This is a genomic window from Klebsiella quasipneumoniae subsp. quasipneumoniae, from assembly GCF_020525925.1.
GTDB classification, from domain to species: Bacteria; Pseudomonadota; Gammaproteobacteria; order Enterobacterales; family Enterobacteriaceae; genus Klebsiella; species Klebsiella quasipneumoniae.
Genome location: NZ_CP084876.1, coordinates 4461575 through 4475061 on the forward strand (window position 1 = coordinate 4461575; position 13487 = coordinate 4475061).

12 protein-coding genes are annotated in these 13487 nt (G+C 58.1%); 7 read left to right on the top strand and 5 right to left on the bottom strand.

Going from position 1 to position 13487, the window contains the following annotated elements; translation table 11 throughout:
- Entirely contained in the window at positions 1–1215 is a 1215-nt protein-coding gene (locus LGM20_RS21480) for an MFS transporter (RefSeq protein WP_044521015.1), read from the top strand.
- Between the two features lie 30 nt (positions 1216–1245).
- A complete protein-coding gene (aroD, locus tag LGM20_RS21485) occupies positions 1246–2001 on the top strand; it encodes a type I 3-dehydroquinate dehydratase (protein WP_023291968.1) in 756 nt (251 codons plus the stop codon).
- A 37-nt stretch (positions 2002–2038) separates the two neighbouring features.
- Here the strand turns inward: aroD and LGM20_RS21490 are convergent, their stop codons facing one another.
- Positions 2039–2935, bottom strand: a complete 897-nt coding sequence (locus LGM20_RS21490; RefSeq protein ID WP_004204315.1) for a LysR family transcriptional regulator — start codon at positions 2933–2935, stop codon at positions 2039–2041.
- Positions 2936–3166: 231 nt separating this feature from the next.
- Here LGM20_RS21490 and LGM20_RS21495 point away from each other — a divergent pair, with 231 nt between their 5' ends.
- On the top strand, positions 3167–4477 hold the full coding sequence (locus LGM20_RS21495) for an MFS transporter (RefSeq protein ID WP_023291967.1): 1311 nt from the start codon (positions 3167–3169) through the stop codon (positions 4475–4477).
- A 44-nt stretch (positions 4478–4521) separates the two neighbouring features.
- On the opposite strand, the gene LGM20_RS21500 is transcribed toward LGM20_RS21495, so the two are convergent.
- Positions 4522–5706: a sugar efflux transporter gene (locus LGM20_RS21500; RefSeq protein WP_023291966.1), complete on the bottom strand. Its 1185-nt coding sequence runs from the start codon at positions 5704–5706 to the stop codon at positions 4522–4524.
- A gap of 277 nt (positions 5707–5983) precedes the next feature.
- Entirely contained in the window at positions 5984–6136 is a 153-nt protein-coding gene (gene sgrT / locus LGM20_RS21505) for a glucose uptake inhibitor SgrT (protein WP_004204309.1), read from the bottom strand.
- A gap of 87 nt (positions 6137–6223) precedes the next feature.
- Between sgrT and sgrR the strand changes: the two genes are divergently transcribed.
- The 4 genes from sgrR to thiQ all read left to right on the top strand — a co-directional run bounded on the left by sgrR (position 6224) and on the right by thiQ (position 11423).
- Positions 6224–7879, top strand: coding sequence for an HTH-type transcriptional regulator SgrR (gene sgrR / locus LGM20_RS21510; protein ID WP_044521013.1), 1656 nt, complete (start codon positions 6224–6226; stop codon positions 7877–7879).
- Between the two features lie 289 nt (positions 7880–8168).
- Positions 8169–9152 carry a thiamine ABC transporter substrate binding subunit gene (thiB, locus tag LGM20_RS21515; RefSeq protein WP_023291964.1) on the top strand — a complete coding sequence of 328 codons (984 nt, stop codon included), beginning with the start codon at positions 8169–8171 and terminating at the stop codon, positions 9150–9152.
- Complete coding sequence (thiP, locus tag LGM20_RS21520) at positions 9128–10738, top strand: thiamine/thiamine pyrophosphate ABC transporter permease ThiP (protein ID WP_044521011.1); 1611 nt, start codon at positions 9128–9130, stop codon at positions 10736–10738. The genes thiB and thiP overlap by 25 nt, the downstream gene beginning before the upstream one ends.
- Entirely contained in the window at positions 10722–11423 is a 702-nt protein-coding gene (gene thiQ / locus LGM20_RS21525) for a thiamine ABC transporter ATP-binding protein ThiQ (RefSeq protein WP_023291962.1), read from the top strand. Before thiP ends, thiQ begins: the two co-directional genes overlap by 17 nt.
- Here the strand turns inward: thiQ and LGM20_RS21530 are convergent.
- Both LGM20_RS21530 and araC read right to left on the bottom strand, forming a co-directional pair.
- Positions 11410–12177: a DedA family protein gene (locus LGM20_RS21530; protein WP_044521009.1), complete on the bottom strand. Its 768-nt coding sequence runs from the start codon at positions 12175–12177 to the stop codon at positions 11410–11412. The two genes, thiQ and LGM20_RS21530, sit on opposite strands and share 14 nt — an antisense overlap.
- 128 nt (positions 12178–12305) lie before the next feature.
- A complete protein-coding gene (gene araC / locus LGM20_RS21535) occupies positions 12306–13151 on the bottom strand; it encodes an arabinose operon transcriptional regulator AraC (protein WP_004204301.1) in 846 nt (281 codons plus the stop codon).
- Positions 13152–13487 lie beyond the last annotated feature (336 nt).

Sequence of the window (13487 nt, forward strand, 5' to 3'; positions counted from 1 at the left end):
ATGAAAAATAAATACGTCCCTACCGCGGCAGGGCTGTACCTCAACTACCTGATTCATGGCATGGGGGTGCTGCTGATCACCCTCAACATGGCCCATCTCCAGGAGCAGTGGGGAACAGACGCTGCCGGCGTATCAGTGGTGATCTCCTCGTTAGGGATCGGCAAACTGGCGACCATCGTGACCGGCTTTCTGTCGGATCGCTTTGGTCGTAAGCCCTTTATCTATCTGGGGATCCTCAGCTATCTGATCTTTTTTATCGGCATTCTGCTGACCAAAAATATCTATCTGGCCTATGTCTTCGGCATTATGGCGGGCCTGGCGAACAGCTTCCTCGACTCCGGCACCTATCCCGCGCTGATGGAATCTTTCCCGCACTCCGCCAGCCGGGCCAACGTGCTGATCAAAGCCTTCGTCTCCGCCGGACAGTTCCTGCTGCCGTTCATTATCAGTTTCCTGATCTGGGCGAATCTGTGGTTCGGCTGGTCGTTCGTGATTGCGGCGGCGCTGTTTGTTGTGAGCGGCCTCTATTTGCTCAAAATGCCGTTCCCGGATAGCCAGGCGGCGAAAAAAGAGACCACCCCAGGGCCACAGGCGGAAACCTCAGCCCGTCCGCAGGCCAACAAACTGGATATGGTGATCTTCACCCTGTACGGCTATATCGGCATGGCGACCTTCTATCTGGTCAGCCAGTGGCTGGCGCAGTACGGTCAGTTCGTGGTCGGTCTGCCCTATGCCTCGGCGATTAAGCTGCTCAGCATCTATACCGTCGGGTCGCTGGTCTGCGTTTTCGTGACCGCCGCCTTCGTCAAAGAGGTGTTCAGCTCCGCCGTCGCCATGATCATCTATACTGGCCTGTCGATGGTCTCGCTGCTGCTGGTGTGCCTGTTCCCGACGCCGATGATGGTTACCGGCTTCGCCTTTGTCATCGGCTTTGCCGCCGCGGGCGGAGTGCTACAGCTGGGAGCGACGATCATGGCGATGAGCTTCCCGAACGGGAAAGGCAAGGCAACCGGCATCTTCTACACCGCCGGCAGTATCGCCAGCTTCACGATCCCGCTGATCACCGCCAAACTTTCGCAGATCAGTATTGCCAGCATTATGTGGTTTGATTTTGCGATCGCCGTGATCGGCTTTGTGATCGCCCTGTACATCGGCTATCGTCAACTGCAGGCTCGGGCGGCGCAAAAAGTATCACCCACCGCAGTCACCGCCTGAGGTTCAACGCGAATAATAATGGATGCCTACATGACAAATGCAGTTACCGTAAAGAACATCACCTTCCAGGAAGGGGAAACCTTAATTTGTGTACCGCTGATCGGCAAAACGTTGGATGAAATACTGGGTAACGCCCACGGCCTGGTCGACGCCGGCGCCGATATCATCGAATGGCGCGTTGACCACTTTACTCAGGTGAGAGAGATGGCTCAGGTGATGGCCGCGCTGGCGGAAATCCGTGGCGCGCTGAAAGCGCTGCCGCTGCTGTTCACCTTCCGCAGCAAGAAAGAAGGCGGCGAGACCGAGCTCAGCGACGAGGCCTACTTCGCGCTCAACCGCGAAGCGGCGCGCAGTGGCCTGGTTGATGTCATCGATATCGAGCTGTTCAATGATGAAGCGCAGATCCGCGCGCTGGTTGACGATGCGCATGCCGCGGGCGTCAAAGTGATCATGAGTAACCATGATTTTCATAAGACCCCCGCCCAGGAAGATATCATCTATCGCCTGCGCCGCATGCAGGATCTGGGCGCCGATCTGCCGAAGATCGCGGTGATGCCGCAATCGCCGCAGGACGTTCTGACCCTGCTCGCCGCCACGCTGACCATGAAAGAGAAGTATGCCACCCGCCCGCTGATCACCATGTCGATGGGAAAATCGGGCGGCGTCAGCCGGGTGACCGGGCGTCTTTTTGGCTCAGCCATGACCTTCGGTACCGTGGGTCAGGCTTCCGCGCCGGGACAGATCGCCATCGACAAGCTGCGTGAAGTGATGGATATTCTCTCCTGATAACCCCTCAGCCCGGAGGACCTCTCCGGGCTATTCGCTAACAGATCTTCTGGCTGTCGTGGATGACCACATTTTTAAACGACTGCAGCGCAGGGGAAAGTCCGCGGTCTTTCATGGTCGCCAGATAGATATAGCGCGGAGGGAGGGTGTTTTTAATCTTCAGGATATGGACGTTGTAATGGGAGAGCGCCGAGATCCGCGGCATGATAGCGATTCCGTAGTCAATGCTGACCAGCCCGGCCATCGCGGTATCCTCTTCCACGTAGCAGGCAATCTCCGGCACCAGCTTTTGCTGCATAAATACATTATCGATAAACGGACGTAAGCCGCTATTTTCTGAAAAATAGATATAGGGATAATGAATCGTCTCCACGAGGTCGACTTCATGTTCATACAGCCGGGCCAGCGGATGATCCCTGGCGGTCACCACCACCAGCTCCTGCTGAATAACCGGAATAAAATCGATATCGGGTTCATCGGCAATATAAGAGCAGATCGCCAGATCGACTTTTCCCGCTTTCAGCTCCTGCAACAGCGTCAGCGAGGTCCCTTGAGTAAAAGAAAAAGTCACGTTGTGAAATTCAGGTGAAAGAGAATATTTATTAATTAACTGCGGAACAACATATTCGCCCATCGTGTAAATAAAGGCGATACGAATGTTTTCTTTATTTTCAGCGCCGTTTTTTTGCAAAACTGTGCGGCCATTTTCCAGTGAGGCCAGCGCATCTTCGACATACGGCAGAAAACGCTTGCCGTTTTGCGTAATTTTAACGTTCCGTCCCTGTCTGGCGAACAGCGCGACCCCTAACTCCTTCTCCAGCTCTGATATCGCATGGCTTAGCGAAGGCTGGGTGATGCACAGACTGGAGGCCGCTTCGGTATAATGTTCAGTTTCAGACAGACGTTTAAAATAATAAAGTTGCTTTAGGTTCATTATTTTTGCCCGTATAATATAAGAATAAATCCACTGATGCTAATATACCATGCAAGCCACCAATAATGCGCACGCGCGGGAAAATATTGGCGGTGCATCAAATATTATTTTCTGAAGCGGATGAATGTGCCACAAAGCGTTGCCATTCATAGATACTACCTATAGTTCCCGGAGATATTTTTGCATATACAAATATATGCAAAAATATTTTAAACTTTAAAGGAACTCGCTATGAGTATGTCAAACTCTCAGGAAGTCCTCACATCCTCATCGGGGACGAAAAAAAGAAGCCGCGTTCGGATAGTTATTTTACTGCTGTTGTCCGTCGGAACGATGATCAATTATCTCGACCGCACCATCCTCGGTATCGTTGCCCCACAGTTAACCCAGGAAATTCATATCGATCCGGCGATGATGGGCATCATTTTCTCCGCCTTTGCCTGGACCTATGCCCTGGCGCAGATCCCCGGCGGCATGTTTTTAGACCGCTTCGGCAACAAACTGACCTATGCCCTGTCAATTTTCTTCTGGTCGCTGTTTACCCTGCTGCAAAGTTTCACCCTCGGGCTTAAATCTCTGCTGCTTCTGCGCCTGGGACTCGGCGTCAGTGAAGCGCCCTGCTTCCCGGCCAACAGCCGCATCGTCAGCACCTGGTTCCCGCAGCATGAGCGCGCGCGGGCGACGGCAACATATACGGTTGGTGAATATATAGGACTGGCGGCCTTCTCGCCGCTGTTATTTTTAATCCTCGAACATCATGGCTGGAGAACGCTTTTTTTCCTCACCGGCGGATTAGGTATTTTATTTACTTTGGTGTGGTGGCGTTTTTATCACGAACCCCATGAATCGCGCACGGCTAATCAAGCGGAGCTGGATTATATCGGCGCAAACGGCATTGACAATAAAATCCAGAACGTTCCATTTAACTGGCGTGACGCCAGGCGCCTGCTGGGCTGTCGCCAGATCCTCGGCGCCAGTCTGGGTCAGTTTGCCGGTAACACCACGCTGGTGTTTTTCCTGACGTGGTTTCCCAGCTATCTGGCCAACGAGCGCCATCTTCCCTGGCTGCACGTTGGCTTCTTCGCCACCTGGCCGTTCCTCGCCGCCGCCATCGGCATCCTCTTCGGCGGCTGGATCTCGGACCGACTGCTGAAGCGAACCGGCTCCGTCAACATCAGTCGGAAGTTACCAATAATTTCCGGATTATTACTCTCCAGCTGTATTATTGCGGCGAACTGGGTGAGCGCCAACAGCACCGTTATTATTATCATGTCGGTGGCGTTTTTTGGCCAGGGAATGGTTGGCCTGGGCTGGACGTTAATTTCTGATATTGCCCCGGAAAATATGGCAGGCCTGACCGGCGGTATATTTAATTTCTGCGCTAATATGGCATCGATTATAGCCCCACTGATAATTGGCGTGATTATCTCCGCAACGGGTAACTTCTTTTACGCACTGATCTACGTCGGCCTGACGGCGCTGATCGGCGTGATTGCCTACATCTTTATCATCGGCGACATCAAGCGAATCGAACTGAAGTAAACCCGGCGGCCCCGGCGAATTGTACGCCGGGGCGAAGAGGACGGTCAGATATCCTTTACCTTGCTGGTTAAAAACAGCGTCACCAGCGAAATCGCGGCGATCGTCCAGTAGACGCTGGCGTGGCCATAGCTCTGCGATAGCGCCCCCTGCATCACGCCGGCCAGGATCACGCCAGTGGAAATACTGTTGGTAAACAGGGTGGTCGCCGCCCCCGCGCGCCCCGGCATTAAATCCTGGAACCACAGCATGCCGATCCCGGCGATAATGCCGATAAAGATGGCGTTGAACAGCTGCAGGGCCAGCAGCGCCGTACGGCCATGAAACAGGATCAGCCCCAGATAAAACAGCACACCGGCCGCCACCGCCGCCACCATCATTTTACGTTTACCAAAGCGCTTCACGTAGTAGCCGGCGAGGATCATCGCCGGAATCTCCAGCCCGGCGGCAGTGCCCATCAGGATCCCGGCCAGGCTGTCGGGAAGCCCGAGATCGCTGCTGATCCACAGCGGCATATCAATGATATACATGGTGTTGCAGGTCCACATCAGGGTGGAGGCGATAAACAACATGCGTACGTTCTTGTCCTGCCAGCCGCCGGCCTGCGCCAGCGCCTCCGCCTCTTCAGAGGGTTGCTCCACGCGCGGAACCGAGGGCAGTTTGACGGCAATCAGCGCCAGGCTGATCACAAAGATGCCCGCCGCAATGGAGAACATGGTGGTAAAGCCATAGTTGAGCGCCAGCATAAAGGCCAGCGGCGGGCCAATCACCCACGCCAGGGACAGCTGGGCACGCATGACCGAGCTGAACATCACCACTTCCCGCGCCGAGCTGTCGGCATACTCCCGCGCCAGGGCAAAGAGCTGCGGCATGGCGGCGTTAGCGATGGATGCCAGCATCACCCCGCAGGTGATCAGCGTCAGATAGTGGCGGTTGAAGGCAAACAGCAGCGCATTGCCTACCGCCATCAGGCAGCAGAACATAATTAACCGCCGCCGGTCGCCGCGGCTATCGGAGCGCTTGGCCAGCGCCAGACTCACCAGGATCCCGGCTATCGCATTCACGGTGTAGAACAGGCCCACCCAGAACGGCTGCGCCCCCACTTCGCGGCTGAGAAACAAACTCAACGTCGGCGCCTGCAATGCGCCCGCCACGCCCATCATAAAAGCAACCAGCATAAAGGCGGCATAGACGCCGTTTAGCCGTCGTCCCATCGTCATCAACCACAGCATGAAATGTCCTTAACACACGCGAAGTAAACGAAAAAAGCCAGCAGAGGCTTTCTGCTGGCGGGTGATTCTATACTCTGTGGAATTCACGTTGCAGGACAAACGGTTAACCGTTTTTGCGCTGGCTCCGAAAGGGTGAGTCCCGTAGGGGCGATTCACGCGGCCAGAACATAGGGCTCTGGGAGTATCGACAGCGATAGACCCGGGCGAGCGCGCGCACCTGCAGCTTGAAAAACGACGAGTATAACACCAATACTCAGTCACACATGATGTCTGCAAGTCAATGATCAGAGGTCTTTGACGTCACTCCCCACTGCATCAGTTCACCCAGAATTTCCTGCTGTCGTCCTGCCATCAGGCGGGCCAGCCAGGACGCTTCCTGCGTCGCAGAAAAGTAGCGCTGGTAGAACGATTTTGCGGTAGACCTCATCATATTCACCTCCTCGCTTCATCGGGATTCATTATTGGCTTAATATGGGGAGTAATAAATTGCTGAGTTTTGCGCAGGAGTTCCCCTTTTATGTCTTCCGGCCGTCTGCAACAACAGTTCATCCGTCTATGGCAGTGCTGCGACGGCAAGTCGCAGGAGACCACCCTCAACGAGCTGGCGGAAATGCTGAGCTGCTCGCGCCGCCACATGCGCACCTTGCTCAATATGATGGAGTCCCGCGGCTGGCTGACCTGGGAGGCGGAGGCTGGCCGCGGAAAACGCTCGCGGCTGACCTTTCTCTATACCGGCCTCGCCCTGCAGCAGCAGCGTGCCGAAGATCTGCTTGAGCAGGATCGCATCGATCAGCTGGTGCAACTGGTCGGCGATAAAGCCGCCGTCCGTCAGATGCTGGTCTCGCATCTCGGGCGCAGCTTCCGCCAGGGGCGGCACATCCTGCGCGTGCTCTACTACCGGCCAATGAAGAATTTACTGCCCGGCAGCGCGCTGCGGCGTTCGGAAACCCATATCGCCCGGCAAATATTCAGCGCTCTGACGCGGGTAAATGAGGAAAATGGGGAACTGGAAGCCGATATTGCTCACCACTGGCAGCAGTTGACGCCCACCCACTGGCGCTTTTTCCTCCGGCCAGGCATCCATTTTCACCATGGCCGTGAGCTGGAGATGACCGATGTGATCGCTTCTCTGCAGCGCAGCAATGCCCTACCGCTCTATTCGCATATCGAACGCATTGAGTCGCCCACCGCCTGGACCCTGGATATTCATCTGCGCCAGCCCGACCGCTGGCTACCCTGGCTGCTGGGCCAGGTACCGGCGATGGTGCTGCCGCAGGAGTGGCGGACCATGAACCACTTTTCTTCGATGCCCGTCGGCACCGGCCCGTATGCCGTGGTGCGCAACAATCAGAACCAGCTCAAGATCCACGCCTTTGAGGACTATTTTGGCTACCGGGCGCTGATCGATGAGGTGAACGTCTGGGTGCTACCGGAAATTAGCGAAGAGCCCAACGGCGGCCTGACGCTGCAGGGCAATACCGAAAGCGAAAAGGCGGTGGAGAGTCGTCTGGAAGAGGGGTGCTACTACCTGCTGTTCGACTCGCGAAGCCCGCTGGGCGCCAACGAGGCGGTGCGCCGCTGGTTAAGCTATCTGTTCCAGCCCGCGAACCTGCTCTACCACGCGGGCGAGCTTTACCAGGGCAACTGGTTTCCCGCTTACGGCCTGCTGCCGCGCTGGCATCACGCCAGCAACCACGCCTGCGACAAGCCGGCGGGCCTGGAGACGGTCACCCTCACCTACTACCGCGATCACGTCGAACATCGGGTGATCGGCGGGATCATGCGCGACCTGCTGGCGGCGCATCAGGTAAAGCTGGAGATCCAGGAGCTGGAGTACGATGCCTGGCATCGCGGCGAGGTAGTCAGCGATATCTGGCTCAACAGCGTTAACTTCACCTTGCCGATCGAATTCTCGCTATTCGCCTATCTGTACGAAGTCCCGCTGATTCAGCGCTGCATCCCCATCGACTGGCAGGAAGACGCCAGCCGCTGGCGCGCGGGAGAGTTTAATCCGGCTACCTGGAGTCAGCGCCTGCTGGCCAGCCAGCATATCGTGCCGCTGATCCATCACTGGCTGATGATTCAGGGGCAGCGCAGTATGCGCGGCGTGCGGATGAACACCCTCGGCTGGTTCGATTTTAAATCCGCATGGTTTGCGCCGCCGGAGCCGTAAGCGCTTTCCGTCATCTGACAAAATCATTACACTAAGGCCGTTCTCAACGGGGTGCTAATAAACATACGCAATATCATTCAAGTTGCATCAAGGCAGCAAGCGGGTGAATCCCCTGGAGCATAGGTAACTATGTGACTGGGGTGAACGCGCGAAGCTAACGCAGATGCGGCTTGAAGGATGAAGCGTATGGGCTGAGAAAATACCCGTCGAACCTGATCCGGATAACGCCGGCGAAGGGATTTGAGGCTCACTCAAAATCCTTTGCCACCCCTTTTTTCTGAGGTGCAAAGTGTTGAAAAAATTACTCCCGCTGCTGGCGCTGGTCGCCATGCCCGCTCTGGCTAAGCCTGTCCTCACCGTCTATACCTATGACTCCTTCTCTGCCGACTGGGGCCCCGGCCCGGCGGTCAAAAAAGCGTTTGAAGCGGACTGCGGCTGCGAGCTGAAGTTCGTCGCGCTGGAAGATGGCGTTTCGCTGCTGAATCGTCTGCGCATGGAAGGCAAGAACAGCAAGGCTGACGTCGTGCTGGGCCTGGATAACAACCTGCTGGAAGCCGCGGCGCAGAGTCAGCTGTTCGCTAAAAGCCACGTTCCCGCCAGCGCGGTTAGCGTGCCGGGCGGCTGGGATAACGACACCTTTGTCCCCTACGATTACGGCTATTTCGCCTTCGTCTATGATAAAAACAAACTGGCCAATCCGCCGAAAAGCCTGAAAGAGTTGGTCGAGAGCCCGCAGAAGTGGCGCGTCATCTATGAAGATCCGCGCACCAGCACCCCGGGGCTGGGGCTGCTGCTATGGATGCAAAAAGTCTATGGCGATAAAGCGCCCGAGGCCTGGCAGAAGCTGGCGGCGAAGACCGTTACCGTCACCAAGGGCTGGAGCGAAGCCTACGGTCTGTTCCTGAAAGGCGAAAGCGACCTGGTGTTGAGCTACACCACCTCGCCGGCCTACCACATTATTGAAGAGAAAAAAGACCACTATGCGGCGGCGAACTTCGCCGAAGGCCACTATCTGCAGGTCGAAGTTGCCGCCCGCACCGCCGCCAGCAAGCAGCCGGAACTGGCGGAGAAATTCCTCAAATTCATGGTATCTCCTGGCTTCCAGAACGCCATCCCCACCGGCAACTGGATGTATCCGGTGACCCAGGTCGCGCTGCCGGCCGGTTTTGCAACCCTGGTGAAGCCGCAGACCACGCTGACGTTTACCCCGCAGCAGGTCGCCAGCGAGCGTCAGACCTGGATTAGCGCATGGCAACGCGCCGTCAGCCGCTAAACCTTAGCGGGCTGCTGCCGGGCCTGTTCGCCGCCACGCTGCTCTGCGCCGTCGCGCTGGCGGCGTTTCTGGCGCTGTGGTTCAGCGCGCCCGGCGCGGGCTGGCAGACGATCTTCAGCGATAGCTACCTCTGGCACGTGGTGCGCTTCTCCTTCTGGCAGGCGTCGCTCTCAGCGCTGCTTTCGGTGGGCCCGGCCGTCTTTCTCGCCCGCGCGCTTTATCGGCGTCGCTTTCCCGGCCGCACCCTGCTGCTGCGCCTGTGCGCGATGACCCTGATCCTGCCGGTGCTGGTGGCGGTGTTCGGCATCCTCAGCGTCTATGGCCGCCAGGGCTGGCTGGCCTCGCTGTTTCACGCTTTCGGCTGGCAGTGGGATTTCTCGCCTTACGGCCTGCAGGGCATCCTGCTGGCGCACGTCTTTTTCAATATGCCGATGGCCACCCGCCTGCTGCTGCAGGCGCTGGAGAACATTCCCGGCGAGCAGCGGCAAATTGCCGCCCAGCTTGGCATGCGCGGCTATGCCTTCTTCCGCCTCGTCGAATGGCCATGGATGCGCCGGCATATTCCCGCCGTCGCCGCGCTGATTTTTATGCTCTGCTTTGCCAGCTTCGCCACCGTGCTGTCGCTGGGCGGCGGCCCGAAGGCCACCACCATTGAGCTGGCTATCTACCAGGCGCTGAGCTTTGACTACGATCCGGCGCGAGCGGCGATGCTGGCGTTGATCCAGATGCTCTGCTGCCTCGGGCTGGTGCTGCTCAGCCAGCGTCTCAGTAAAGCGGTGGCTATCGGCGTCAGCCATGTCCGCGGCTGGCGCGACCCTGACGATCGCCTGCATAGCCGGCTGAGCGATGGGTTGCTGATCGGCGCCGCCCTGCTGCTTCTGCTGCCGCCATTGCTGGCGGTCATCGTCGACGGGATCAACCGCAACATGCTGGACGTGCTGGCGCAGCCCGCCCTCTGGCAGGCATTGACGACTTCCCTGCGCATCGCCATTGCCGCCGGGCTGTTGAGCGTCACCCTGACGATGATGCTGCTATGGAGCAGTCGCGAGCTGCGCGCCCGTCAGCGGCCGCTGGCCGGGCAGGCGATGGAGCTGAGCGGCATGCTGATCCTTGCCATGCCGGGCATCGTGCTGGCTACCGGCTTCTTCCTGCTGCTCAATAACAGCATCGGCCTTCCGGAGTCCGCCGACGGCATCGTCATCTTTACCAATGCTCTGATGGCGATCCCCTACGCGCTTAAAGTGCTGGAAAACCCGATGCGCGACATTGCCGTCCGCTACAGCATGCTCTGCCAGTCGCTGGGGATCGAAGGCCTGGCGCGGCTGCGGGTCATCGAACTTCGCGCGCTCCGGCGCCCGCTGGCCCAGGCGTTAGCCTTCGCCTGCGTGCTGTCGATTGGCGACTTCGGCGTGGTGGCGCTGTTCGGCAACGAGGCGTTCCGCACCCTGCCTTTCTATCTGTACCAGCAGATAGGCGCCTACCGCAGCCAGGACGGCGCCGTCACCGCCCTGCTTCTGCTGCTGCTCTGTTTCTTATTATTTACGCTGATTGAAAAACTTCCGGGGCGTGATGCTAAAACTCAATGATGTGACCTGGCTGTACCAGCATCTGCCGATGCGCTTTACTCTCGATGTCGCGCGCGGCGAGCGCATCGCGGTGCTCGGCCCCAGCGGCGCCGGAAAGAGCACCCTGCTGAATCTGATCGCCGGTTTTCTGCCGCCCGCCAGCGGCAGCCTGCAGATTAACGGCGAGACGCATCACGCGACGCCGCCGGCGCAGCGTCCGGTTTCGATGCTGTTCCAGGAGAATAACCTGTTTAACCATCTGACCATTCGGCAGAATATCAGTCTCGGGATCCACCCTGGCCTGAAACTGAGCCGCGAACAGCAGCAGAAAGTCACGGCGATTGCCGCCCAGATGGGAATTGATGACCTGCTTGAACGCCTGCCGGGAGAGCTCTCCGGCGGTCAACGGCAGCGCGCGGCGCTGGCCCGCTGTCTGGTGCGCCAGCAGCCAGTGCTGCTGCTGGATGAACCCTTCTCAGCGCTCGACCCGGCGCTGCGCCAGGAGATGCTGGCGCTGGTGGCTGATGTCTGCGAGCAGCAGCAGCTCACCCTGCTGATGGTCTCGCACAGCGTGGAAGATGCCGCACGCATTGCGCCGCGCTCGATTGTGGTCGCCGAAGGGCGCATTGTCTGGGATGGCGCTACCGCCGAGCTGTTAAGCGGCCACAGCAGCGCCTCGCATCTGATGGGGATCAGCGCGCAATAACCTTGTGCAGGATCGCCAGATAGACCGGCATCAGCGGATGGCGGAAGACAAACGTTAACGCCGTTGCCGCCAGCGCGACCATAAGCGGCGCCAGCCACAGCAGACGCCCGCGCGGCAGCCAGCGGGTCAGCCGATCGCCAGACGTTTTCGCGCTCCGCCACAGCCGCCAGCACAGCCACCCCGCCAGCCAGGCGAGCAGCGCCGCCCCCAGCAGCAGCCATTTAAAGCTGGCGCTGTTTTCATCGGCCGGAATATCAATCGCCGCCCCGGCGAGAATGCCAGGCAGGAAATAGAGCGGCGGCCAGAGCAGGCAGCCGATAATATTCGGTAGCACGAATTTGGCCACCGGCAGGTCGAGCATCCCGGCGACCATCGGCACCAGCGGACGCGTCGGCCCGACAAAGCGGCCAATCAGGATGGTGATCATGCTGTGCTGGTGCAGCGCATGCTCGGTTTTCTCCAGCAGGGCGCGGTTTTTCTTCATGAACGACCAGCGGTGCAGCGGCTTTTTAAAGCGCCATCCGAGCCAGAATGAGATCCAGTCGCCCAGCAGACAGCCCACGATCCCCGCCAGCCACGCCTGCCAGAAGTTAACCTCACCGCCGCCAATCAGCGCCCCAAGGCCGGCCATCATCACCGTTCCGGGTAAGATAAGCCCCACCAGCGCCAGCGACTCGAGAAAGGCCACCAGCATCACGGCTAACAGCGAGTAGACCGTGGATTGGGTAATAAAGTGTTCGAGCAATGCTTGCATAATGTACCCGGTTAAAAAACGAAGCCCGGATTCTCCGAAGCCATCGCGCCGTCGTCAAGCCACCAATTGTCTTAATAGTTTACTGGCTGTGACATTTAAGCGGGTCATCATTTCACTTTCTTTACTTTTTATTCACATCCCGCGCGGAATTCGCTCGGGCTGGCGCCGGTGCATTTTTTGAACACGCGGGAAAAATAGAGCTGATCTTCAAAGCCGACGTTGCGCCCGACGGTGGCGATCGGCATCCGCGTGGTGCTCAGCAACAGTTTGGCCTGGCTGATACGCTGGTCCTCCCGCCAGCCGAGGACGCTGATCCCCAGCTGCTGGCGAAACAGGTGCGACAGGCGCGAGGGCGACAGGCAGACGTGCTGGGCGACGCTGGCGATATCAAAATGGCTGTCCGCCAGATGGTCGCTGATGTACTGGCAGGCGTCGCGCACCCGGTTATCCAGCGGCGGATGCAGCGATTCGTTGATCGCCTCCATCCGCCGCAGCAGGAGCTGTTCCAGCAGATTAATCGCCAGCAGTTCGGAATAGCGCCCCGCCCCTTGCCCGGCATCGACGATCTGGCCGAACAGCTCGCCAAAGCGCGCCTGCCACTGCTCGTCCGGACGGAAAAAGCCGGTCTGGGCGAAGATCGTCGGCCAGTTGAGCCACTCGTGCCAGTAGGCGCGCGGGCGGAAGTAGACCCACTGGTGATACCACTCGCTGGCGTCGGGATGGCGGCCATAGTGATGGATCTCCCCCGGCGGGAACAGCAGCATATCGCCCGGCCGGCAGACAAACTGCTCGCCGTGGTTGTTGATTACGCCCTCGCCGCGGATCGTCAGGTTGAGGATATAGCCTTTCATACCCAGCGGGCGGTCGATAAAGAAATCCAGGTATCCCTGCGCCTCAATCGGCGTCAGGCCGGTGACCAGATGAGCGTTAAAAGAGTAGCCCGGCAGCAGCGGATCGTTTTGCGTTTCGGCCATACGCGTGGTTCTCCCGAAGGTATTAGTGACACCAATTGTCCATATTCATCATTTTATCGCTCTCGGCCCTGTCACGACTGCGACGGCGGTGGAAATTTCGCTAAAAAGCCGCACAGCAAGCGAAAAAAGCGCCAGCAGCGTGCATTCCACCGGGATATGCCGGGTAACAAAAGTGTCTATAAATACGGCAGGAAAGTCCACATCGAATATTTGCACGGCGTCACACTTTGCGAGGTGACAGCAAAATAATCCATAAGATTAGCGAATCCGGCCTGACGGATTTTGCCGGGGATATCTACTGTTGCTGCATGAATGATTTCTGCATGGAGTAACAAG